The sequence below is a fragment of the Chthoniobacterales bacterium genome (assembly GCA_036569045.1).
GTDB lineage: Bacteria > Verrucomicrobiota > Verrucomicrobiia > Chthoniobacterales > JAATET01 > JAATET01.
Map to the genome: position 1 here is coordinate 1 of DATCRI010000023.1, position 22,328 is coordinate 22,328.

Here is a 22,328-nt window from a genome sequence, read left to right on the forward strand (position 1 = left end):
CCTGGCCGTCCTTGGTTCGCTCGTCGGCTGCTCCACCCGCCCGCAAGTCGATCCGCAGCTCACGGCGGCCGTCTCCGCGCACAATGTCAACGCCGGGACCTACGATAAAATCTACAACGCCCGCCCACTCGACTACGACGACATCGTGAATCTTGTCGTCAAGAAGGTGCCCACCCAGGTCATCATCGGCTACCTCCAGAGCACCGAGAAAGTTTACAACCTCAGCTACTCCCAGCTGCGCAATCTTCGGACGAAGGGCGCCACCCGGCAGCTCCTGAACTATCTCAGCGAGACCCAGGGCTTCTACGGCTACAACCCGCCTGCCGCCATGGAGCGCACGAAGCAGGCGCAGAAATCGCGTTACTACAACTCGCCGGAGAATCAGGAAGACACGCCCTTCGACGAGAACGAGCCCATCATCGACGACTGGTATGATTCCTCCTACGAGGAGTCGCTCTACAGCCCGTTTTCCATGGACTAGCCGGCGGCGGAGCGTTAAGAGGCAACCCTCTTCCAAAGACCTCCGCATGGCCAAGCAACTCCCGAAAAAATTTCCGCGCCTCCTGCCCGCTCCCGCGCGCAAGGGCATCTCTGCCGCCGACCTCATCGACGGCTCGTTCAAAGCCTATAACGGCGGCCGCCTCGCCGAGGCCTGCCGCCTCTTCAGCGGCAAGATGGTGTCCGGCGAAGGCCTCGTCGGCATGTCGCTCACCGGCGCGCTCACGCCCGCGGGCCTTGGAAAATCCTGCCTCGTCCCGCTGCTGAAGGCCGGCTTCGTCGACTGGATCATCTCCACCGGCGCGAATCTCTACCACGACCTCCACTACGGTCTCGGCATGGAGCTCTACGCCGGCTCGCCGTTCCTCGACGACGTCCAGCTTCGCCACGAAGGCGTCATCCGCATCTACGACGTGCTCTTCGACTACGACGTGCTGCTCGACACCGACGCCTTCGTCCGCCAGGTCATCCAGGGGCCCGAGTTTCAGAAAACGATGGGCACCGACGAGTTCCACTACCTCCTCGGCAAATACGTCCACGCGCGCGGCCGCAAACTCGGCATCCCCGACCACAGCCTGCTCGCCGCCGCCTACCAATACGGCGTGCCCGTCTTCACGAGTTCGCCCGGCGACAGCTCCATCGGCATGAACGTCGCCGCGATGAGCCTGCGCGACTCGAAGCTCGCCTTCGACGTGAACCGCGACGTCAACCAGACCGCCGCCATCGTCTACGACGCGAAGCACGCAGGCCACACGTCGAGCGTCTTCATCCTCGGCGGCGGCTCGCCAAAGAATTTCATGCTCCAGACCGAGCCGCAGATCCAGGAGGTCATGGGCATCGAAGAGCGTGGCCACGATTACTTCCTGCAATGCACCGACGCCCGCCCCGATACCGGCGGCCTCTCCGGCGCCACGCCCGGTGAAGCCGTGAGCTGGGGCAAGATCGATCCCGACAACCTGCCCGACTGCGTCGTCTGCTACCTCGATTCCACGATCAGCCTGCCGCTCATCACCGCCTACGCGCTCAGTCGCACGAAGCCGCGCAAGCCGAAGCGCCTCTTCGAGCGCCGCGACGCCCAGCTCGAGGCCATCCGCGCGCAATACCTCAAGGTCGGCCAGGTCGACAAGATCGAGCACCGCACCGACCTCACGAAGAAGAAAAAGCCGAAGCGCAACCTCGCCAAACGCTCCTCGAGCGTCGGCATGAAGAGCTAGAGGCGTTCGATTCCAAAAATCCGCACGTCCACGCCCGGAGAGAATGCGGCGTGGGCGGGCGGCTGCGTTCCGGGATCGAATCCGGCCTGGCGCAACGGCAGCGGATTCCAGCCCGCGACCTCCGCCCGCTGGATCGGATATGGCTCGTGCCAGACCTCGCCCGTGACGAGGCGCCCCTGCCTCACAGCGAAAAGCCGATACCGCTCGACCAGGAATTGCTCCAATGTCCCCTCACCCACGGGCGCCGGATTTCCAAGTCCGCGATAGTCGAAGCACGCCGTTTCCTCGGAGCCTTGCCGCCGGCACTCGCAGGAGATCGAGACGCCGATCGTTTCCCGCATCCGCGCGTGGAAATACGGCAGACCGAAACCCGCCCGCGCCGCCCACACCGCGACCGGTTGCGCGCAATCCAGAGAGTAAAACCACACCCCGGGCCGCCCCTGGCGGTCTCGCACATAAGTCCGCACGTTCAGCTCGAGAAAATTGGACACTCCCCCCACCGCCGGCAAAAATCGCGGCCTTACGCCCTCCATTCGAAAAGGCACCACTCCCAGCCACGCCCGCCCCTGCCAGGCATCGACCGACAATCCCGAGGGCAGCGTCGCCTGCACCGCGGCAACGTCCCATTCCCAATGCAGGAAAAGCAACCGCCGCCAGCGTTGATACATCACCACGGCCCCGTCGGGATGAGGATGGGCGCTCACGGGATTCGACACATTCATCATTTGAGTAACGTTTCCGAGTCCAGTAACGTCTCTTTTTTCCCATGGAGCGCTACTGGCTGGTCGCCGCCGCATTTTGTTTCCTATCGAGCTTTGGGCATACGTTGTTCGCCCTGGGCTCCGGCACGTTCCGGCCCGGTCGCTTCAATCTCGCCGCAATGGGTGCGGGATTTGCCTTCACCTCGGCCTTCCTCTACCAGCGCGGCCAGGTTCTCGGTTCCTGCCCGATCACGAATCTTTTCGAGGTTCTTGTCTTTCTGGCGTGGTCCATCGTCCTGATCTACCTGGTCGTCGGTCCGACCTACCGGCTCTCGCTTCTGGGCGCATTCACCTCGCCGCTCGTGCTCGCGTTGTTGCTCCTGGCCCTGATCGCGCCGATCGACGCCGCGTCGGTTCGCTTCACGCACAACCCCTGGGTGGAATTCCACGCCTCGCTTTCGATGATCGCCTACGGCGCCTTCGGCCTCGCGGCGATTTCCGGCGTGATGTATCTCGTGCAGGAGCGCCAGCTCAAGTCCCACCGCGTCTCCGAGCTGCTCTTCAATCTCCCGCCGATCACCGACCTCGGCGCCGTGAACGGCCGCCTGCTTCTCGTCGGCTTCCTCCTCCTCACCGTCGCCTTCGCGGCGGGCCTGGGCGCCGACCTCCGCATCACCAGCCTCAAGACGGGCGCCTCGATCTTCATCTGGGCGCTCTACGGCACGTTGCTCGTCTTCCAGCGCCTGCAGCTGATGCCCACCCGCCAGATCGCCCTCGGCTCGATCGGTATCTTCGTCCTCGCGCTGATCACGCTCCCGAGCGTGAGCCACGCCACCGCCGCATGAACATTCTCTGCGCCGGAATCAACCACCACGTCGCCCCCGTCGACGTGCGCGAACGCCTCGCCGTTCCCAATCACGAGGTCGTCGACGTCCTCGCGGGCATCAAATCCATCGACGGACTCACCGAGGCCGTTGTCGTCTCGACCTGCAATCGCGTGGAAATCTACGCCGCCAGCATCTGCCCCGAGCGCGCGCTGGAGGGAATCCGCGGGTATCTCGAGACGCGCACCGGCATTTCCGCACCGCTCTATCATCACGATACTCCCCGCAGCGTGCGCCACCTCTTTCGCGTGGCCAGCGGGCTCGATTCCATGGTGCTCGGCGAGACGGAGATTCTCGGCCAGGTGAAGCAGGCCTACGCCACCGCCGCAGGAGCCGGCGCCACGTCCCGCACGCTGAATCGCCTTTTCCAGAACGCCTTCCGCGTTGCGAAATCCGTTCGCACCGACACTCAGATCACCCGCGGCGCCACGTCCGTGGGCTCAGTCGCCGTCGAGCTCGCCGGCAGGATCTTCGGCGACCTGAACCACCGCCGCGTCATGGTCCTCGGCGCCGGGGAAACCAGCGAACGCACGGCCCGCAGCCTCGTTTCGCGCGGCGTGAAGACCGTGATCGTCTCGAATCGCACGTTCGACCGCGCCGCCCAGCTCGCGGGCGAAATCGGCGGCATGGCGATCCATTTCGACCACTGGCAGAACGAGTTCCCCGATGTCGACATTCTCATCAGCTCCACCGCCGCGCCGCATCCGATCGTCACTCGCGAGAAACTGGAGCCCATGATGCGCCAGCGCTCCGGCCGCCCACTTTTCATCATCGACCTCGCCGTGCCCCGCGATGTGGAACCCACCGTGAACAAGCTCGACGGCGTCTTCCTCTACGACATCGATTCGCTGCAGGAAATCGCGAAACGCTCCATGGCCGTGCGCCAGCGCGAGATCGAGCATTGCGAACGCATCATCGACTCCCAGGTCACCGATTTCATCGGCTGGCTGCGCCGAGCCCAACATTCCCTCGTTTCGTGAAACCTCTCATTCTCGGCACCCGCGGCAGCGATCTCGCGCTCGCCCAAACCCGGCTCGTCGCCACCCGCCTGCGCGCCGCCCATCCCGGCCTCGTCGTCGAGGAACGAATCATTCGCACCACGGGCGACGCCCGGCTCGATATCCGCCTCAGCGCCCCCGGCTCCCTCGACAAGGGCCTCTTCACCAGGGAGCTCGAGGAAGCTCTCCTCCGCGGCGAGATCGACGCCGCCGTGCACAGCCTCAAGGATCTTCCCACCGCGCAGCCGGCCGGGCTCGCCATCGGCGCCATTCTCGAGCGCGAAGGCCCCGAGGACGTCCTCCTTACCCGCGAGGCCGAGGGCCTCGACGACCTTCCCTCTGGCGCCCAGGTCGGCACGAGCAGCCTCCGCCGCAAATGCTTCCTGCTCTGGAAACGGCCCGACCTCGAGGTCGTCGAAATTCGCGGGAACGTGCCCACCCGCATTCGCAAGCTCGGGGAATCGACCACCCTCGACGCCATCGTGCTCGCCGGCGCCGGCCTGCGCCGCCTCCAGGCCGTCGACTGCCCGCTCGCGATCGACGACCTCTCGCTCTCCCCGCTCGATTTCATGCTTCCCGCTCCCGGCCAGGGCGCGATTGCCCTCCAATGCCGCGAGGGAGAGTCCTCGACCGGTCCGCTCGCCGCGCTTCATCACGCCGCCACCGCGGCCTGCGTCGATGCCGAGCGTGCCATCCTTGCCGGCCTTGGCGGCGGCTGCCACCTGCCCCTCGGCGCCCTCGCCGAAGTCGACGACGCCGCGATGATGACCCTCCGCGCCGCGTGGTTCGGCGCCGCGACTCCACGCCTCGCGGAACGCCGCGGCCCCGTCGCCGACTGGCAGACTCTCGCCGCAGAAATCACCGCCGACCTCTCGGCCTGATCACATTTTCCGCTGACGCACCCTCGCATCACGCGCTAGCTTCCCCGCTCCATGACTGAAGGCATTTGTTATCTCGTCGGCGCCGGCCCCGGCGATCCCGGGCTCCTCACTCTGCGCGGCCGCGCCTGTCTCGAACGCTCCGACGTCGTCATTTACGACTACCTCAGCAATCCCGTGTTTCTCGATTTCGCCCCCGCGGCCGCCGAGAGGATCTACGTCGGCAAGAAGGCCGGCGCGCACACGCTCACGCAGGACAGCATCAACGCCCTGCTCGTCGAGAAGACCTCGGCCGGAAAAACCGTCGTCCGTCTCAAGGGCGGCGATCCCTTCATCTTCGGCCGCGGCGGGGAAGAGGCCGAGGCCCTCGCCGCCGCCGGACAGAAGTTCGAAATCGTCCCCGGGATTTCCTCCGCCATTGCCGGCCCCGCCTACGCCGGTATTCCCGTCACCCATCGCGGCGATAACACCACGCTCACCATCTTCACCGGCCACGAGGATCCGGCCAAGCCCGAGGCCACGCTCGACTACGCCGCCATCGCCCGCGCCACCGGCACGAAGGTGATGCTCATGGGCGTCGAGCGCATTGCCGAGATCACTGCCTCGCTGCAGGCCGCCGGCATGGCCGCCGCCACGCCGATCGCCCTCGTGCGCTGGGCCACGACCGGTCGTCAGAAAACCCTCACCGGCACGCTCGGCGACATCGCCGGGAAGGTCGCCGCCGCCGGATTCAAGGCGCCGGCCGTGGCCGTGCTCGGCGATGTCGTGAATCGGCGCGACGCGCTGAACTGGTTCGAGACGCGCCCGCTGTTCGGCACTCGCATTGCCGTCACCCGCACTCGTCACCAGGCCGGCGCCCTCATCGACCAGCTCCGCGATCTCGGGGCCGATGCCTACGAGCTCCCGACCATTCGCATCGAGCCGTCGCCGAACAAGCGCGAGTTTTACCAGCTCGTGAGCGACGCCCACGAATACGACTGGCTCGTCTTCACCAGCCCGAACGGCGTCGACGCGTTCTTCGAAGTCTTCTACACGCTCTTCAAGGACGCCCGCTCGATCGGCGGCGTGCGCATCGCGGCCATTGGTCCAGCCACTGCCGAGAAGATTCGCAGCTACCGCTTCGAGGTGGACCTCCAGCCCGACAAATACGTCGCCGAGGAGATCGTGAAGGCCTTCCAGAAGGAAACGACCGTCGACAACCTCAAGATCCTGCTCGCCCGGGCCGAGGGCGCCCGCGACGTGCTCGCGACCGAGCTCACCCGCCTCGGCGCCATCGTTGACGAAGCCATCGCCTACCGCACCGTCCCCGAGACGAACGACGTCGCCGGAGGAATCGCGCGGTTCCGCGAGGACGGCGCCGACATCGTCACCTTCACGAGTTCCTCCACCGCGGAGAATTTCGCCGCGCTTCAGCTCCCGTTGCCCGCGAATCTGCAGACGGCCAGCATCGGCCCGATCACTTCCGCCACGATGCGGAAACTCGGACTCGACGTGGACATCGAGGCGAAGGTGCACGATATCCCCGGCCTCGTCGCCGCGATCCTGAAGGCCCGGTCCTAGCGGCTCTCGCGATTGCGTCGCTCGAGCGCAGCGCGAAAGTCGCTCTCCGGCCAGACCACCAGCTCGTCGTCGCGCAGCCAGCCCTTGCGGGCCACGCTGCCGCGCAGCTCCAGCTCGTAGTCGCGTCCGTCGACCTGGAACGAGGTCGAGTCGATCACGCCCGTGCCGCTCGACCACGAGACGGTCTGCGTGCCCTTTCGGCCGGTGACGGCGAAATCCAGATAGCGGAATCCCGGCCGGAACACGGGATGGCTGACGTGACGCTCGCCAAGGAAGCGCATCGAAAAGTCCCGGAAGACGATTTCGCGTCCCTTCGCAAAACGCACGGGATTGCCATAGGGCGCGTAGACAAGGTTCTTCGCGCAGGCCGAGAGCATTGCGCCGATCACCGCGACAACGAGGACGAGTTCAACTTTTTTCATCGGTCGAGAATCGGGCATGCGGGCCCGAGGTCGAGTGCGCGACGTGCAGTCCGACGAGCCGCGCCATCATGACGACGATCATGATCTGGCCGATCACCGCCTCCAGCACCGACAGGCTACGGGCAAAGGCTTTCGCCGGCAGCACATCGCCGAACCCCACCGTCGTGAGCGTGGTGAAACTGAAATACACGAGCCACCCCGGCTGGTTGTAGAGATTGATCGCGTTGTTCGTGCTTGGCTCCATTGCGTGGAAGCTGGCCGGCACGATGATCTCGAGCATCGTGTAGGCGTAGCCCCACAGCACGCCGACGAGCAGATACACGCAGGCCGCGCCGCAGAGGATGTTGCCGTCCACCACGCGGGCGCGGAAGACCGTGCGCAGAATGGACAGTGTCACGTAGACGAGGAACAGCGACTGCGACCCCACGTGAAAGACGTCGAGCGTCTCGCGCGAGATGTATTTCCCAAGCCCGAGCCGGCTCAGCTCGACGCTGCTGAGGCCGAGGAAAGCGAGGATCACGCCCGCCGCCACGATCACCAGCGCGCGGCTGCGCGCGAGGTGCCACACCGCGTAGGCCGAGGTCACCGTGAGCAGGATCGTGAATGGTGCCAGCCCCGACGGACCGCGAATCCCCGCGAGGCTCTTGGCAAGGTCCGCGCTGATGGGCGCGCCGACGATCATCAGCAGCAACGCCAGCAACAAAACCCCAAACGGAAAAGCCCGAAAAAACTCTCTCACCGGCGTCGCGCCTCGCATCATCGCCCCAAATCCTAGCGAGGAATCCCAAATCGGGAATCCCCGAAATTCGAGAAACCGGAGCCGGAGCCGCGATTCGTGACATTTTCGTCCCAGTGTTCAAAGCTGGACCGCCCGCGACCGATGAAATCCTTCACCTCGCATCTCACCGCCATCGTCGGCCATGTCCCGGGCCAGCGAAACCTCCGCCTGCTCGTGCGCTTCGCGGCCCTTCTGGTCGCCCTCATCGTCATCTTCACGGCCGCCTTTCACGCCATCATGCTCTACGAGGGACGCACCTACAGCTGGATCTCCGGCCTCTACTGGACGTTCACGGTGATGAGCACACTTGGCTTCGGGGACATCACGTTCCAGAGCGATCTCGGCCGCCTGTTTTCCATCCTCGTGATGGTCTCGGGCATGATCTTCCTGCTCGTCCTGCTGCCCTTCACGTTCATCGAATTCTTCTACGCCCCGTGGATGCAGGCGCAAAGCGAGGCCCGGGCGCCGCGGCAGCTCCCGGCGACGATGTCCGGCCACGTGCTCCTCACCAGCGACGACCCCGTTTCCGGCTCGCTCATCCGCAAGCTCAAGGACTACGGCCATCCCTACGCGATCCTCGTCGCCGATCTCCGGGAGGCTCTGCGTCTTCACGATCTCGGCGTCACCGTCATGCTCGGCGAGCTCGACCGCCCGGAGACCTACCTCGCGGCGCGCGTCGAGCAGGCCGCCATGGTCGCCGCCACCGGCGGCGACTACGCGAATACCAACGTCGCCTTCACCGTCAGTGAGATCACGAAAGCAGTGCCCATCATCGCCACCGCGAACTCGGCCGACTCCGTCGACATCCTCCAGTTCGCTGGCGCGAGGAGCGTGCTCCAGCTTTCCGAGATGATGGGCGAGGCGCTCGCCCGCCGCATCGTGGGCGCCGACGCGACCTCGCACGTGATCGGCAGTTTCAAGAACGTGCAGATCGCCGAGGCCACCGCCGCGGGCACCCCGCTCGTCGGCCGCACGCTGGCCGAATGCCGCCTCCGCGACAAGGTGGGCGTGAACGTGCTCGGGCTGTGGCGACGCGGCGTGGTCGAGATCGCCACCGCGCAGACGAAGATCGACGACCACTCGATCCTGCTGCTCGCGGGCACGCCCGAGCAATTCGCCCGCTACGACGAACTCTTCTGCATCTATCACGTGAGCGGCGCGCCGGTCATCATCGTCGGCGGGGGCCGCGTCGGGCGCGAGACGGCCCGTGCGCTCGAGGAACGCGGCGTGGACTATCGGATCATCGAGCAGAACCCCGCCCGCATTCGCGACACCGGCAAATACGTGCTCGGCAGCGCGGCCGACATCGTCACGCTCGAGCGCGCCGGCATTCGCGAGACGCCCGCCGTCGTCGTCACCGCCCACGACGACGACCTCAACATCTACCTCACGATCTACGTGCGCCGCCTCTGCCCGCGCGTGCAGATCATCAGCCGCTCCGTCCACGAGCGAAACGTCCCCACGCTCCACCGCGCCGGTGCGGATTTCGTGCTCTCGTATGCCTGGATGGGCGCAACCGCGATCTTCAACTTTCTCCAGCGCGCCGACGTCCTCATGCTCGCAGAGGGTCTGCATGTCACCGAAACGCAGGTCCCGGCAGCCCTTGCGGGAAAGACGCTGGCCGAGGCCGCCATCCCCGCGGCCACCGGCGTCGGCGTGGTCGCTCTCGGCGCCCCGGAAAAAGGTTTGCAGATCAATCCCCATGCGGACACCACGCTCCGCGGTGGCGAAACGATCATCCTCATCTGCACGCCGGAGTCGGAGCAGCGGTTCGTCGAACTCTACGGCCGGACGATTCCGAAGCACCCGCGATCGCAGCGGACAACGGCCCTCCGCTAGCCGCGACTACTCCTCGGATTCGAGGCGGAAGCTCACGTTCCTGATCTGGGCCGCGGCGCAGACGTTCATCACGTCGATCACGCGCTGGTAGTTCGCGTAGGCCTGGGGCGTGATTGTGACCATTGCCTCGGTCTTGCTGGCCACGGAGGCCTGGCGGAAGCGCTGGAGCGTGCTCAGCAGCTCGGGCATCTCGTGCGATCCTCCGGCGAGCGCCGCCGCGTCGAATTCGCGGTCGTTGAGGAGCACCTGGCCGGCATTCGTGATCTGAATGACCTGCTCGTCGGGAATCTCGATCGGCGTGTCGGAGGCGGCCGTGCCGGGCAGGCTGGAGGCGAGGTGTTTCTCGGTCTTCACCGCGCCGGCCGAGCACATGAAGAAAAGGATGAGGATGAAGATCACGTCGATCATCGGCGCGATCTGGAACTGCAGGTTCTCCTCGTGGATGTTGCGGACGCGCATGGGCTAGTCGCGATTCAGGGCGGTGAAGACGGTATTGCTGACGCCCGCCTCGGCGCAGGCCTCGAGCACTTTCTGCACGTAGATCGACGGCAGCGTGCGGTCCGCGCGGATGAGCACACGGAAGTTTTTCTCGCTGGCGGCGGGCCCCTTCAGCTTCGCGGTGAGGTCGTCGAGCTTGTCGAAGCGGACGCTGTCCATGACGACCCATCCGGCCCTGGCCTCGGGCTTCCAATGGAGGTTCAGCACGGCCTCGGCGCGGGATTTCTCGGGTTTTGTCGCGTGCGCAGCGACCGGCAACTGAATATCCGGATCGCCCTGCAGCACGCTGGCCGAGGTGATCATGATGAAAAAGACGAGCACGACGAGGAGCACGTCGATCATCGGCGCGATCTGGAACTCGAGTTCCTCCTCGGGCCCATGTTTGCGAACTCTCATGAAGCCGACGGCTCGGCGTCTGGCGGGGCCGACTCGCTGCGGGGAGCCATCCAGTTCGGGCGGGCGGCGAAAATCGGCTCGGTGCCGAAATAGATGCCGACCATGTCTTCGTAGGGCATACCGCGAAAGAGCGTGTTGATGTGGTCTTCCGCGTAGGCGGTCGCGGCAGTGATCCAGTTGCGGAAAATGTAGTAGAAGGTGAACGCCGGGATCGCGATGAACAGACCGCTCGCCGTCGCAACGAGCACCTCGCCAATGGCGCCGGCGAGCTTCGAGGGATCGCCAATGCCACTCGTGCCGAGGGTGGAGAACGCGCCCATCATGCCCAGCACGGTGCCGGTGAGACCGAGCATCGGGGTGACGACGCCGATGAGGTTCAGGTAGTAATTCCGGGTCGAAGCGCTGGCGATGCCCTTGGCGAGAGTGTCCTCCATCGCGCGCTCGGTGACTTCCTTGCCCTGCCCGATGCAGAGCAGGCCGGTGTAAACCGTGTCGGTGAAAAAGCCGGGGTGCGAGCGGCAATACTCCACGGCATTCTGGTAGTCACCCTGCGTGAAATAGTTCCGCAGCGCGGCGACCTGGTCGTCCGGGACGAGTTTCTTGCGGCTGAGCGTCAGGAACCCAAGCACGATGAGGCTGCACATGCCGACCGAGACGAGCCCGATCGGGATCATGATCACGCCGCCCTCCTTCAGCACCGTCCACAGGGTCTTTTTGCCGCCGTGCGGCACGCTTTCCTCCGCCGGGGCCGGGGCGGCATCCTGCGCGCGGACGCTCGGAGCAAGGCAGACGAAGAGAACGAGAAGGCTGAAGCAGATCGAGAGAAGGTTTCGATTCCGGATTTTCATAGAGGCACGGGACAACGATTGCGGGACAAAAATGAGGCGGGAGAGGGAACGGCGGGATTTCGAAGAAAGACGAATCGGAAATCTGGAGAAGGCTGAACGACAGGAGTTTTCTGGGGGGCGTAACCGCGAGGTCACCCTCCGCTCAAGCGAAAAGCAGCCGGCGTGCCGTTTATGGCGAAAACGTAAAATCCACGCGCCAAAATCCGACGGCGCGGCTAGGTTTCGCCCATGGATTTCGCCAACCCCGCGCTGTTCGGCGCAGATTCGCACGAGGGCATCGTCGCCGTGGAGTTCGACGACGTGGCGACGGCCCTGGTCTTCGTGCGAACCGCCGACGGGACAACGCGGAGGGAGGAACATGGCTTCCGACCGTTCGCGTGGACCCCCGCCGGCGCCGAAAACGCCCTCCCGCTGGCCGGGGGGCATCCGCTCGGCTGGCTGCGCGAATTCGACGACTGGAAGGCGATGCAGGCCACGCGCAGCGAAGGCGCATTTTCCTTCAGCGATCCCGTCCAGCAATTCCTCACCCGCACCGGCCGCACGCTCTTCAAGGGCATGACGTTCGAGTCGCTGCGCCGGCTCCAGATTCACATCGAGACGACGCGCCCCGAGGGCTCGCCGCATTCCGATCCCACCCGCGACGCCCTGGCGTCCATCGCCCTGGCCGACGCCTCGGGCTGGGAGGAACTTCTCGAAATAACCGACGCCGCCGCGGAGAAGGCGGCGATCGAGCGACTCGGCGCGATCGTCGCGGAGCGGGATCCCGACGTCATCGAGGGCCACCACCTCTTCAAGGGCGTGCTTCCCTACCTCGCCGCCCGGGCGAAGGCCCACAAACTCAAGCTGCGCTGGGGCCGCGAAGGCAGCCCGATCGCCGCGCGGCCCTCCCGCCTGCAGATCGCGGAGAAGACGATCCAATACCCGCGCTACAGCGCGCGCGGCCGGCATTTCGTCGATACCTATGTGCTCGCGCAGTATTACGACGTCGGCACGCGCGAGCTCGAGAGTTTCTCGCTGGGTGAAGTCGCCGCGCATTTCGGGCTCGCGGAAGGCGGATCCGATCCCCTGGCTCGCGCCCGGGAAGTCCGCGCGCTCTCGGCCGCGCTGAGCGCGAGCTACTTCATCCAGGCGCAGATTTTTCCCTACAATTACCAGGACGTCATCGTGCGCGGGAACGCCACGAAGATCGACGCGCTCTTCCTGCGCGAATACCTGCGCCTCGGCCACTCCGTCCCCGGCACGCCGGAATCGCGCACCTTCGAAGGCGGCTACACCGACATTTTCTTCACCGGCGTCGCGCGCGACGTATGGCACTGCGACGTCGCCTCGCTCTACCCCTCGGTGATGCTCACTTTCGATCTCCTGCCGGAAAATGACACGCTCGGCGTCTTCGGCGGCCTGCTGCGCGCGCTGCGCACGTTCCGCTACGAAGCCAAGCGGCGCATGCGCGAGGCCGGGGGCGAAATCGAGCGCCGGCATTTCTCCGCGCTGCAGAATACGTTCAAGATCCTCATCAATAGCTTCTACGGCTACCTCGGCTTTGCCCAGGGACATTTCGCGGACTACACCGCCGCGGCCGCCGTCACCGCAAAGGGCCGCGAGTTGCTCCGTGCGATGGTCGAGTGGCTGCAGGCCGCCGGCGCCCACGTGATCGAGATCGACACGGACGGCATCTATTTCCAGCCGCCGGGCGGAGCGACAGTTACCGCGCTCGACACGGGCATTCGCGAGGTGCTGCCCGACGGCATCGAAGTGGAATTCGACCAGCAATACGCCGCCATGTTCAGCTACAAGGCAAAGAACTACGCGCTGCTCGGCCTCGACGGCCATGTCACGCTCAAGGGCGCCGCCCTGAAATCCCGCGGCATGGAGCCCTACCTGCGCGATTATCTCGGACGGGCCGTCGGCCACATTCTTCGCGAGCAATCCGCGGAACTGGCCGCGCTGCGCGAGGAATTCGAGGCCGCGATCCGCACCCGCGCCTGGCCGATCGAGCGCCTCGCGAAGACCGAAACGCTGCAGGACAGCGTTGCCGCCTACCAAAAGAAAATCGCCGCTTCGTCCCGCAATCGAAACGCCGCCTTCGAGCTCGCGCTGGCCAGCGGCCGCGATTACCAGGCCGGCGACGCGGTCACATACTACGTCACCGGCACGAAGAAAAAGGTCGTCGCCTACGAGGCCGCCCGCCTTGTCGAGACATGGTCGCCCGCCGACCGCGACGAGAACGTGGAATACTACGTCGCCAAGCTCAACGAGCTGCACGCGAAATTCGCGCCATTCGCCCCGGCGCCATCCGATCAGGGGCTGCTGCTTTAGCACATTTCGCATTGCCCCGGCACGGAGCCTCGCGCAACGTGCGGCTGTGCTCGAGCTGCAGGACGTTTCCCTCTCCGTCGGTGGCCGCGGTGAAGCCGCGCAGCCCATTCTCGCCGGCATTCATCTCAAGTTTCCCCGTCGCCACTTCGCCGCCATCATCGGCCCGTCGGGTTGCGGCAAGAGTTCGCTCCTGAAAACGATCGCCGGCGTCGCGCCCGGCCAGGAAGAGGGCTCCGTGCACTGGAATACGCGCAACCTCTCGGAGCAGGACTTCGCGCCCTCGGAGATCGGCTACGTGCCGCAGTTCAGCATCGCTCACGACGAACTCACCGCGCGCGAGTGCGTGGAGACCGCCGTGCGGCTCCGGCTGAAAAGCGCGCGCGGCCAGACCCTCGCGGACATCGTGGCGACCACCCTCGCCGAGGTCGGCCTGCTGGAATTTGCCGAACGCCCCGTCGGCGTGCTCTCCGGCGGACAAAAGCGCCGCCTCGCCCTCGCGATGGAAATCGCCAGCGCGCCGGCCATTCTGCTCTGCGACGAGGTCACGAGCGGACTCGACGCGCAGTCCGAGAACGAGGTCTTTGCCCTGCTTCACGATCTCGCCCGACGCGACCGGCTCGTTCTCAGCGTCACCCACAGCCTGCGCCATCTCGATCTCTACGACTCCGTCGCCGTGCTCCACCGCGGCGTGCTCGCCTTCCACGGCTCGCCCACCGAACTCACCCACTATTTCCGCATCGAGAACATCGAGGACCTCTACGCCCAGCTCGAGAAACGCGAACCTGCCGACTGGGCCGCCTCGTGGCAAAAATACTCCGCCGCCTACACGGCCGAACTCTACGATCCCGAGATCGCCGAGCCCTTCGACGCGACCGCGCTGCCGGAAATCGACATCCGGCCGCCCGCGAGCGAGCTGCCCGGCGCCCTCAGCCAGTTCGCGACGCTGCTTGCCCGTCGGTTCCGCATCTTTTTCCGCAGTCCCGCCCAGCTCCTGCTCCAGCTCGGGCTCATCCTCGGCTTTCCCGTGCTCGTCGCCATCTTCGCGTGGAACGGCCTGCCGCAGGTGCAAAATCTCAGCGTCGGTCTCGATCTCAACGTCGTGCAGCAGGCCACCGAGGCCACGGAATTCCTCAAACAGGCCAGCAAGGTCGGCAGCCTCGTTTCCGGCATCGTGATGTTTCAGGTGATCCTTCTCACGCTCATGGGCGCAAACAATTCCGGCCGCGAGATCGCCGCCGAACGGCTCATCTTCGAGAAGGAAAAGCTCAGCGGCCTCCGCTGCTCGAGCTACATCGCGAGCAAGGCCGCGTTCCTCCTGCTGCTCGTGGCCGCGCAGTCGATCTGGATGGGACTCTTCGTGCATTACGTCTGCGGATTTCCCGGCGATCTCGGCGCGCAACTGCTCTTCCTGCTGCTCGTGAATGCGGCGATGACGTCCATCTGCCTCGGCATCTCCGCGTGGATGCACTCCGCCGAGCAGGCCTCGCTCGTCTCGATCTATCTCGTCGGCTTTCAGCTCCCGCTCTCCGGCGCCGTGCTCGCGCTGCCGGACTGGATCGGCGCCGCCGTCCGGCCGTTCATCTCCGCCTACTGGAGCTGGTCCGGCGTGCTGCAGACCCTGCGCGGCGAACGCTACTACGACATCGTGCAGATGGTCGTGCAGACCGCCCTCTCGCCGGCCGCGATGTGCCTCTGGGTGCTGTCCGTGCACATCCTCGTCGGCCTCCTTCTGGCGTGGGCCGGCTCCCGCCTCAGCCGGATGAGCTGACGGGCCCGAGGGACGGAAACCATTTGAATTGCCGGTCCGGCCGCCGTTCATTAAACCGCAACCCGTGGCCAGACGTTCCCGTTCCTCCTTCCACCCCGCATGGCTCGTCGCCGGCGCTATCGGCATCGTGCTTCTTTTCGTCGTGGGAGGCCTCCTTTTCCACGATTCCGGCGACCCCTACCGGACCACCGCGCCACTCGAAGTTTCCGCGTATCTGGAAAACTCGAACAGCCTGCGCGGCAATACCTATCGCGTCACCGGCGAGGTCCGCAACGTGCTCGGCTACTCCACCACTGAGGGGCGCCTCATCTCGGTCGGCGTCGACAAGAACGACGACGTCATCCCCCTGCTCGTCCCCGCCTCTCTTGGTCAGCGCGACATCGAGAAAGGCCAGAAATTCATCTTCCTGCTCGAAGTCACCGACAAGGGCATCCTCCGCGCCAAAGCTCTCACGAAGGCATGATCGCCAAATCCCCCGCCCTCTCCGCGTTCCTGCTCGCCGCCGCGCTGGCCCCCGCCCTCGCCCAGGTCGCGGATCCGCCTCCGGCCGCGCCGGCGCCGGCGCCCGCATCCGCGGCGAGCCCTTCCGGGGGCAGCCAGTCGAGTTTCCTCGGCAAGGACGTTCCGTTCTTCGATCCCGACAGCGAGACGGTCTCGTGGGACGGCAAAACTTGGAACGTCAGCAATAACCGTGTCTTCCAGGCTCGCTTCGAGAAATACCTCAACGCTCCCGAGGAAGACGATGCCGAGGCCCAGGCCTACGACGCCCTGCTCAAGCAGATCACGGATCTGCTCCGCCCGAGCAACGTGAATCCCCGCACGCTCGACCAGGCCTTCAGCCTGCTGCCCAAGGCCTCCGCCTACAAGCGCGACGCCGGCATCTGCGACGCGATCTCGAACCAGGTGTTCTCGGTGTGGCAGTCCCAGCAGGATCGCGCCCGGATGCAGGCCGCAACCAACGCCCTGCAAGACGAACGCAATCGCCTGAATCGCAGCAAGGTCGTCACGCTGGAAACCACCACCTTCCGCACCGGAGGTCGATCGAAAGCCGATACGAGCAAGGACAGCGTGGCCGTGCGCGCAGACAATGAACGCCTGAACGCCGAGATCCAGCCCTACGACCTGCGCCTCGTCGAGGTCGAGACCCTCATCAAGGCCACGCAGGCCAAGCGCGCGCTCAAGGAGCTGCAGACCAAGATCGAGTTCCAGTCGCTCATCGTGCAGCTCTTTCTCCAGCGCCGGTTTCAGCACGTGCTCATCGCCACTCGTTTCTATCGGAACGTCTTCAACGACGGCGACGACGAGGTTCGCGTGAAGGGCGGTGCGAAGGATCTCTTCAACAAGAGCACGGGCATGCCGCCAACCGTCGGCACCGTCGACACCATGGCCGGCGAGATCATCCGCGACGTCACCGAGGGCGTGGACGCCTACAGGTTCCTGATCGAGCGCGACGAGCTCGACAGCGCCACGAAGCGCCTTTCCGAGAGCTTCCTCATCGGCGAATACCTCCCTCCCATCCGCACCCTGCCCCGCGAGACCAAGCGCCGCTCGCTTTCCTACGCGCAAAAGGCCAACCAGCTCGTCAACGCGATCGAGGTGAAGGACTACACGCTCGCGGAAAAGCGCGTGAACGAGATGGAAGCCATGGCGAAGGATTTCGACAGCTCGAAGCCGATGGCCGCCATCCAGACGGCGAAGACCATCGCCGCCATGCACATCGCAAAGGCGCAGAATGCCGCCGTCGCCGGCGACCAGACCACGCTCGAGACCGAGTTGAAAGCCGCCACCGAGATCTGGCCGCGCAATCCGCAACTCGCCGACGTGGCCGGCATGATCTTCAGCCACGGCAACGTGCAGAACAAGGCCCTCGTCGATCTCGACCAGCTCATCAGCCAGAAAAATTACCGCCAGATTTTCGACGACCGCGAACGCTTCAGCGCCGCCGTGGCCTTCGATCCGGCGCGCCAGCAGCAGCTTCGCCAGGTCCTCACCGACATGGGCGAAATCGAGAAGGCGATCGTTCGCTCGCAGGAAATCGAGAAGCGCGGCGACTTCGCCGGCGCCTGGGAAAGCGCCGAGCAGGCTTTCGCAAGCTATCCGTCCGATCCGAAGCTCAACCAGATCCGCGCCGATCTCACGACGAAGGCGGCGGATTTCGTGGGCGCCCTGCGCCGCGCGCAGGATCTCGAACGTCGCGGCCAGACCGGCTCCAGCCTCGCGTGGTTTCTCCGGGCACAGCAGGACTACCCCAACAGCGATTTCGCGCGTCAGGGCATCGAGCGCCTGACCAGACAGATCCTGCCCGACCAGTCCTAACGGCTACAGCCGCATCGTCTTCGAAAGCCGGCGCGAGTGCACCTGCGGCAGGCGTTCGTAGTTTTCACGGATACGCATCACCTGAGGATTATCCGTTCCGTAGAACTGCGACAGCGTTTCCAGCGCGCTGAGGTAGAAGCGCTCCGCCTTCAGGTAAAGCTTCTTGGCATGGTAGACGGCCGCGAGGTTCGCGAGCGACTGGCCGACATCGGGATGATTCGAGCCAAAGGTTTGCTCGCGGATTTGCAGGGCGCGCAGATGGGAATCCTCGGCCTTCACGAGGTTGCCGTGGTCGGTGTAGGCAACGCCAAGGTTGTTCGCGATGAGGGCGACCTCGGGATTGTCGGCGCCATAGACCGAGACGGCCTCGACGAGCGCGCGCTGGTAGGCCTTCTCGGCGGAAGAAAAATCGCCCGCGGCCCGATGCATGCCGCCGAGGTTGTTCAACAGCGTCGGCAACTCCGACCGATCGCGGGTTTCCTCGTGCGCCGCGACGGCGAGGGCGTAAAAGCGCCGGGCATTGTTCACGTCGTTCCGGCCCTCCGCAATGATCGCCAGTTTGGTCGCGAGCCGGGCCCGCTGCGGGGCGGGCGCGGATTCGACGCCAAGCGCCTCCTCGAAGCAACGCCGGGCATCGGCCTCGGAATTCGTGGCCTGATGGATGTCGCCCGCAATCTCGAGAGCATCGCGAAGCCTCCCCGGACTTTTCTGGAAGATCTGCTTGGCGGTCTCCTCAAACTTGCGGGCGGCCTCCGAATGCTCCGCGGCGGACTCCTTGGCGCGTCGAGCCTCGAGTTCCTCACAGAGGAGGGCCCACAGGTTGCTCGTGTTTTGCGTAACCACTTCACATAACTCTAGCGACCGCCTCAAAGTTCGCACGCGAATTTGTGAGACCGCGCAACGGGGATTGACGCCCGCAGGCCTCGACTCTACCTATTGCGGCCAATGAGGTTGTTTCTCCTGCCCATACTGGCCGCCACGCTCGCGCTCCTCGCGCCGCCTTCCCGGGCCGCCGATCTCCTCACCTACCCATTCAACGGCACCCTCGACCCCGTCACCCAGGGCGGCGTGACGGGCAGCGGTTTCCTTGCCTCCGGAGGCTCGAAGGCCGTGGTCGGCATCGGCAACAACAGCGGCAGCTACGGGTTCATTCTCATCAAGAAGTCCTCGACGAACGCAAGCGACGCCGTCAGCAACGCCCAGTTCGCGCAGTTCAAGATCACCCCGCCAAAGGACAATGGCATGCAACTGGCCCAGGTGCAGTTCCTCGCCGCGCGCGGTGGCGACTCCAGTCCTCGCGGCGTCGTCCTTCGATGGAGCCTCGACAACTTCAAGTCGAACCTCGGCACCACCGAGATCACCACGACCTGGCCGAAGACCAAGAGCTACTCCTTCAACGTCGGCTCGTTCGCCGGCACCACCGTCACCTTCCGCCTCTACGCCTACGCCAAGGAAACCTCCGGCGCCGAGCCCTCCATCCGCTTCGGCGAGCTCGTTGTCACGGGCAGCCCGATCATTTACGCGCCGGTCGTTGTGCCGACCAACGCCGAGGTCACGACCAAAACCAGCTCCGTCAAAATCACCGGCACCGCCTACTCCTCCGAGGGGGTCAGCCGCGTCGAGGTCGCCCGCAACAGCCCGAACTCCACCTATACCGGCGCGAACGGCACCGCGAACTGGAACTACACCGCCACCAACCTGAAGAAAGGCAGGACGACGTTCTGGTTCCGCTCGGTGGACAGCACCGGCCAGCGTTCGTCCCCCGCGAAGGTCGTCGTCCGTCGGACGGCAAAATCGAACGGCGGAAAGCCCAAGCCCACCCCGACGCCGAGCAATACGCCCTGATCGGGGCACAAAAAAAGGGCGCCGCCCCGAGGCGACGCCCTTGAAAAGCGAGAGGTCCTAGCTCGCCGGAGTGGTCGTGTAGGACATCGCGTAATCGAAGAGCTCGCCCGACGCGAAGAAACGCTCCAGCTCGATCGCGGCGTTTTCATTCGAGTCCGAGGCATGGACGATGTTCACCATCACGTCGACGCCGAAGTCACCGCGCACGGTGCCCTTGTCGGCCTTCTTCGAATCGGTCGGCCCGATGATCGTGCGCACCCGCTCCACGGCGTTGTCGCCAGCCAGGGCCACCGCGACGACGGGCGTGGAACTCATGAACGCCGCCAGCTCGGGGAAGAAAGGCCTGTCCGCGATGTGCGCATAATGTTCCCGCAGAAGTTCGGCACTGGCGCGGAACATCTTCACGCCCCGAATTTGAAAATCGGCCTCCTCGAAACGCTTGAGGACTTCGCCAACCTTCCGACCGGCCACGCAGTCGGGCTTCAACAAAACGAGAGTGGTATCCATTGAGCGGCGCATCCTATCGGTCGCCACCGCGGCGAAAAGCCAATTTTGCGAGCGCTTCTGCGACAAATCTTCCGCGCATCCCGGCTAAATCACGCCGGGCCGAAGATCGTGAGCTGACCGGGCGCGATGCGTATCCGCAGCGGCCACTCGTCGAGCACGGCGCCATCCTTGTGCACCTCGAGACGCCTGGGGCCGTCGATGCAAACTTCTCCGGCCTTGAGCGTGACGATCCGCGGTGCGTAGCGGCGCCGTCCGGAGCTGATGGAGACAAAGTGCCACCACAGCTCGAGCTTGTTGTATTTCTTGAAGATGGTGACCGTGAGCTGGCCGTCGTCGATCCGCGCATCCGGCGCAACCGCGAAATTCGCGCCGTAGTAGGGTCCGTTCGAGACCGTAATCATGAGGGCTCGCAGGCGCAGGCGATGATTCCGCGCTTTGCGAAACCAATCCCGCCATCCGCGGGAGGTTTTCGCGGGAGTCTTCGACCGCGTGAGGGCCGCGCGAAAAGGGCGATCGAGCGTGAGATCAAAGGTCTGCCGCGGATATCTCGCCGCCGTCTTGAAAAGATCGATCCATTTGAGGAACCCGCCCGATTTGATTTCCTCGCCTGCAGGAAAAATCGCGGCGTCGAGGCCCGCGCCAACGCATTCGAAAAATGGTCGATCGTTGACGAAGCCGACATCCATCCGGCGCGTCGAGCTCCGCCCGACAAGGCGCGCCGCCTCGAGTGGATCCAGTGGAAGTCCGGCACTTCGGGCGAAATTGTTGTAGGTGCCGCAGGCGATCACGCCCAGCGGCACCGCGGTGTCGACCAGCGCCCCCGCGACGGCCTCGACGGTCCCGTCGCCCCCCGCGACCGCCACCCAGCTCGCGCCCTCGGCCACTGCCTGGCGAGTGAGCTCCGCGGGGTCCTCGCCATCCGCAAATTCGTGGAGTCGCGTGCCCGCCGGAAGCTCCGCGAGGAGCTCGGCCGGAGTCCACCGTCCCGCCGATCCCGAGGCGGCATTGAAGAGAAAAAAGCCAGTCATCGCGGGGTCGGCGTCAACGTTTTCCTGCCCGGTCGGTCACCCCGGCAAGCGCGCCGTGCGGCTGGATCGCATCGGGGATGTGAATCGGCTCGAGGTTGCACCCGTCGAGGTCCTCGGTTGAGGCAGGCGGATTCATAGCCGGTGGTCGCGCCAGGTCGCGAGGGTCTCGAAAGTCTTCGCTGCCATTCCTACGACAGATTCGTTTTCCAAGGGTCGAACGCGCTCCAGCATTTCGCAAAATTCCCCCAACGCGGGCCAACCTGCGCGCCTCCAGGTCGCGATGCGCCTGCGCCGTGCCCGCCCGAAGCTCGGTCAGAATTTGCGCATTGCGGGAGAGCGGCATCGGAGAAGGAAGCGCGAAAATGTCTTTCGCTCCAGGGAATTGCAACCGTTTCCCCGACAGAGGAACGCGACGGGCGCTCGGAGGCAACGGATCACGCGACGCGAGAAACCGCGAACCTCGATTGACGGCCCTCGCCGGCGCGGTCAGAAATAGGCCTCGTGGAAGGAACGGTGCACGCCATCAACGCCGAGATCGGGCTCGTCGCCATCGACACACGCATGGGTTACTCGATCCTCGAGCAGACCGGTAACGACTTCGAAATCGGCGATCATGTCACCTGGTCGCCCGACCTCGCCCGGGGCGCCGGCGACGTCCGGAATACCTCGCGAGGCCGCCTCGTCCGCGTCTATTTCCAGAATCACGGCGTCCCCGGCACGTTCCTCAAGGTGAACCTCGAACCGTAGCTCCGGCCGAAATGCGAAGCGTCGTGGCCGGGCTGGATCCGCCGGAGCCCGCCTTCCCGCGATCCCGGTCTACGCCCGCGCACTCAGACCGCCGCCGCCCTTCAATGCCGGGGCGACCTCGCCGCCGAGCAGTTCGATCGCCCGCAACGTCTTGTCATGCGGCAGCGCCGCCACGCTCATTTGCAGCGTCATGCGCGAAAGGCCGCCGAGGGCCGCGTCGAACGCGCGAATTTTCTCGATCACCGTCTGCGGGCTGCCGACGAGCAACGCCCCGGCCGGTCCGCGAC

At 65.2% G+C, this 22,328-nt stretch carries 23 protein-coding genes; 13 read left to right on the top strand and 10 right to left on the bottom strand.

The features are described from left to right. Together VIM61_05160 and speY are read left to right on the top strand one after the other, a co-directional pair. A partial coding sequence (locus VIM61_05160; GenBank protein ID HEY8899779.1) for a hypothetical protein occupies nucleotides 1-481 on the top strand: 481 nt, incomplete at its 5' end. Between the two features lie 46 nt (nucleotides 482-527). Further along, nucleotides 528-1,712 (top strand): deoxyhypusine synthase, encoded by a 1,185-nt coding sequence (gene speY, locus VIM61_05165; GenBank protein ID HEY8899780.1) that lies wholly within the window; start codon nucleotides 528-530, stop codon nucleotides 1,710-1,712. On the opposite strand, the gene VIM61_05170 is transcribed toward speY, so the two are convergent. Continuing rightward, nucleotides 1,709-2,416, bottom strand: a complete 708-nt coding sequence (locus VIM61_05170; GenBank protein ID HEY8899781.1) for a DUF2071 domain-containing protein — start codon at nucleotides 2,414-2,416, stop codon at nucleotides 1,709-1,711. The genes speY and VIM61_05170 overlap by 4 nt on opposite strands. 62 nt (nucleotides 2,417-2,478) lie before the next feature. On the opposite strand from VIM61_05170, the gene ccsA reads away from it, so the two are divergent. Genes ccsA through cobA form a run of 4 tightly spaced genes read left to right on the top strand, consistent with a single transcriptional unit; the run spans nucleotide 2,479 to nucleotide 6,733 of the window. Then, nucleotides 2,479-3,258 carry a cytochrome c biogenesis protein CcsA gene (ccsA, locus tag VIM61_05175; GenBank protein ID HEY8899782.1) on the top strand — a complete coding sequence of 260 codons (780 nt, stop codon included), beginning with the start codon at nucleotides 2,479-2,481 and terminating at the stop codon, nucleotides 3,256-3,258. Beyond that, on the top strand, nucleotides 3,255-4,277 hold the full coding sequence (hemA, locus tag VIM61_05180; protein ID HEY8899783.1) for a glutamyl-tRNA reductase: 1,023 nt from the start codon (nucleotides 3,255-3,257) through the stop codon (nucleotides 4,275-4,277). Before ccsA ends, hemA begins: the two co-directional genes overlap by 4 nt. Beyond that, nucleotides 4,274-5,176, top strand: coding sequence for a hydroxymethylbilane synthase (gene hemC / locus VIM61_05185; GenBank protein HEY8899784.1), 903 nt, complete (start codon nucleotides 4,274-4,276; stop codon nucleotides 5,174-5,176). Before hemA ends, hemC begins: the two co-directional genes overlap by 4 nt. A gap of 51 nt (nucleotides 5,177-5,227) precedes the next feature. After that, nucleotides 5,228-6,733, top strand: a complete 1,506-nt coding sequence (cobA, locus tag VIM61_05190; GenBank protein HEY8899785.1) for a uroporphyrinogen-III C-methyltransferase — start codon at nucleotides 5,228-5,230, stop codon at nucleotides 6,731-6,733. On the opposite strand, the gene VIM61_05195 is transcribed toward cobA, so the two are convergent. Beyond that, nucleotides 6,730-7,155: a hypothetical protein gene (locus VIM61_05195; GenBank protein HEY8899786.1), complete on the bottom strand. Its 426-nt coding sequence runs from the start codon at nucleotides 7,153-7,155 to the stop codon at nucleotides 6,730-6,732. The two genes, cobA and VIM61_05195, sit on opposite strands and share 4 nt — an antisense overlap. Beyond that, on the bottom strand, nucleotides 7,142-7,894 hold the full coding sequence (locus VIM61_05200) for a potassium channel family protein (GenBank protein ID HEY8899787.1): 753 nt from the start codon (nucleotides 7,892-7,894) through the stop codon (nucleotides 7,142-7,144). The genes VIM61_05195 and VIM61_05200 overlap by 14 nt, the downstream gene beginning before the upstream one ends. A 141-nt stretch (nucleotides 7,895-8,035) precedes the next feature. On the opposite strand from VIM61_05200, the gene VIM61_05205 reads away from it, so the two are divergent. Next, complete coding sequence (locus VIM61_05205) at nucleotides 8,036-9,772, top strand: NAD-binding protein (protein ID HEY8899788.1); 1,737 nt, start codon at nucleotides 8,036-8,038, stop codon at nucleotides 9,770-9,772. Nucleotides 9,773-9,778: 6 nt separating this feature from the next. On the opposite strand, the gene VIM61_05210 is transcribed toward VIM61_05205, so the two are convergent. From VIM61_05210 to VIM61_05220, 3 genes are read right to left on the bottom strand one after another with little or no spacing between them, the layout of a single operon-like run. Then, nucleotides 9,779-10,231: a biopolymer transporter ExbD gene (locus VIM61_05210; GenBank protein ID HEY8899789.1), complete on the bottom strand. Its 453-nt coding sequence runs from the start codon at nucleotides 10,229-10,231 to the stop codon at nucleotides 9,779-9,781. Between the two features lie 3 nt (nucleotides 10,232-10,234). Next, nucleotides 10,235-10,666, bottom strand: coding sequence for a biopolymer transporter ExbD (locus VIM61_05215; protein ID HEY8899790.1), 432 nt, complete (start codon nucleotides 10,664-10,666; stop codon nucleotides 10,235-10,237). Next, nucleotides 10,663-11,514, bottom strand: coding sequence for a MotA/TolQ/ExbB proton channel family protein (locus VIM61_05220; protein HEY8899791.1), 852 nt, complete (start codon nucleotides 11,512-11,514; stop codon nucleotides 10,663-10,665). The genes VIM61_05215 and VIM61_05220 overlap by 4 nt, the downstream gene beginning before the upstream one ends. 228 nt (nucleotides 11,515-11,742) lie before the next feature. On the opposite strand from VIM61_05220, the gene VIM61_05225 reads away from it, so the two are divergent. The 4 genes from VIM61_05225 to VIM61_05240 all read left to right on the top strand — a co-directional run bounded on the left by VIM61_05225 (nucleotide 11,743) and on the right by VIM61_05240 (nucleotide 17,914). Beyond that, complete coding sequence (locus VIM61_05225; GenBank protein ID HEY8899792.1) at nucleotides 11,743-13,830, top strand: DNA polymerase domain-containing protein; 2,088 nt, start codon at nucleotides 11,743-11,745, stop codon at nucleotides 13,828-13,830. Between the two features lie 46 nt (nucleotides 13,831-13,876). Continuing rightward, on the top strand, nucleotides 13,877-15,598 hold the full coding sequence (locus tag VIM61_05230; protein ID HEY8899793.1) for an ATP-binding cassette domain-containing protein: 1,722 nt from the start codon (nucleotides 13,877-13,879) through the stop codon (nucleotides 15,596-15,598). Between the two features lie 64 nt (nucleotides 15,599-15,662). Further along, nucleotides 15,663-16,061, top strand: a complete 399-nt coding sequence (locus VIM61_05235) for a hypothetical protein (protein HEY8899794.1) — start codon at nucleotides 15,663-15,665, stop codon at nucleotides 16,059-16,061. Continuing rightward, nucleotides 16,058-17,914, top strand: coding sequence for a hypothetical protein (locus tag VIM61_05240; protein HEY8899795.1), 1,857 nt, complete (start codon nucleotides 16,058-16,060; stop codon nucleotides 17,912-17,914). Before VIM61_05235 ends, VIM61_05240 begins: the two co-directional genes overlap by 4 nt. Nucleotides 17,915-17,917: 3 nt before the next feature. Here the strand turns inward: VIM61_05240 and VIM61_05245 are convergent, their stop codons facing one another. Then, complete coding sequence (locus VIM61_05245; protein ID HEY8899796.1) at nucleotides 17,918-18,757, bottom strand: tetratricopeptide repeat protein; 840 nt, start codon at nucleotides 18,755-18,757, stop codon at nucleotides 17,918-17,920. 102 nt (nucleotides 18,758-18,859) lie between these two features. Here VIM61_05245 and VIM61_05250 point away from each other — a divergent pair, with 102 nt between their 5' ends. Then, nucleotides 18,860-19,759 carry a hypothetical protein gene (locus VIM61_05250; protein ID HEY8899797.1) on the top strand — a complete coding sequence of 300 codons (900 nt, stop codon included), beginning with the start codon at nucleotides 18,860-18,862 and terminating at the stop codon, nucleotides 19,757-19,759. Between the two features lie 57 nt (nucleotides 19,760-19,816). Here the strand turns inward: VIM61_05250 and ndk are convergent, their stop codons facing one another. After that, nucleotides 19,817-20,266, bottom strand: a complete 450-nt coding sequence (ndk, locus tag VIM61_05255; protein HEY8899798.1) for a nucleoside-diphosphate kinase — start codon at nucleotides 20,264-20,266, stop codon at nucleotides 19,817-19,819. A gap of 89 nt (nucleotides 20,267-20,355) precedes the next feature. After that, nucleotides 20,356-21,294 (bottom strand): diacylglycerol kinase family protein, encoded by a 939-nt coding sequence (locus VIM61_05260; GenBank protein HEY8899799.1) that lies wholly within the window; start codon nucleotides 21,292-21,294, stop codon nucleotides 20,356-20,358. A gap of 501 nt (nucleotides 21,295-21,795) precedes the next feature. On the opposite strand from VIM61_05260, the gene VIM61_05265 reads away from it, so the two are divergent. Then, nucleotides 21,796-22,041, top strand: coding sequence for a hypothetical protein (locus tag VIM61_05265; protein HEY8899800.1), 246 nt, complete (start codon nucleotides 21,796-21,798; stop codon nucleotides 22,039-22,041). Between the two features lie 69 nt (nucleotides 22,042-22,110). Here VIM61_05265 and VIM61_05270 read toward each other — a convergent pair. Then, nucleotides 22,111-22,328 (bottom strand): hypothetical protein (locus tag VIM61_05270; protein ID HEY8899801.1); only part of this gene is annotated, 218 nt, incomplete at its 5' end.

Bases quoted from the DNA above. Each gene is read 5' to 3' on its own strand.
- VIM61_05240 (HEY8899795.1), top strand. From the start codon at position 16,058: ATGATCGCCAAATCCCCCGCCCTCTCCGCGTTCCTGCTCGCCGCCGCG.
- VIM61_05215 (HEY8899790.1), bottom strand. From the start codon at position 10,666: ATGAGAGTTCGCAAACATGGGCCCGAGGAGGAACTCGAGTTCCAGATC.
- VIM61_05250 (HEY8899797.1), top strand. From the start codon at position 18,860: ATGAGGTTGTTTCTCCTGCCCATACTGGCCGCCACGCTCGCGCTCCTC.
- ndk (HEY8899798.1), bottom strand. From the start codon at position 20,266: ATGGATACCACTCTCGTTTTGTTGAAGCCCGACTGCGTGGCCGGTCGG.
- VIM61_05220 (HEY8899791.1), bottom strand. From the start codon at position 11,514: ATGAAAATCCGGAATCGAAACCTTCTCTCGATCTGCTTCAGCCTTCTC.
- hemA (HEY8899783.1), top strand. From the start codon at position 3,255: ATGAACATTCTCTGCGCCGGAATCAACCACCACGTCGCCCCCGTCGAC.
- speY (HEY8899780.1), top strand. From the start codon at position 528: ATGGCCAAGCAACTCCCGAAAAAATTTCCGCGCCTCCTGCCCGCTCCC.
- VIM61_05210 (HEY8899789.1), bottom strand. From the start codon at position 10,231: ATGCGCGTCCGCAACATCCACGAGGAGAACCTGCAGTTCCAGATCGCG.
- VIM61_05225 (HEY8899792.1), top strand. From the start codon at position 11,743: ATGGATTTCGCCAACCCCGCGCTGTTCGGCGCAGATTCGCACGAGGGC.
- VIM61_05205 (HEY8899788.1), top strand. From the start codon at position 8,036: ATGAAATCCTTCACCTCGCATCTCACCGCCATCGTCGGCCATGTCCCG.
- cobA (HEY8899785.1), top strand. From the start codon at position 5,228: ATGACTGAAGGCATTTGTTATCTCGTCGGCGCCGGCCCCGGCGATCCC.
- ccsA (HEY8899782.1), top strand. From the start codon at position 2,479: ATGGAGCGCTACTGGCTGGTCGCCGCCGCATTTTGTTTCCTATCGAGC.
- VIM61_05260 (HEY8899799.1), bottom strand. From the start codon at position 21,294: ATGACTGGCTTTTTTCTCTTCAATGCCGCCTCGGGATCGGCGGGACGG.
- VIM61_05195 (HEY8899786.1), bottom strand. From the start codon at position 7,155: ATGAAAAAAGTTGAACTCGTCCTCGTTGTCGCGGTGATCGGCGCAATG.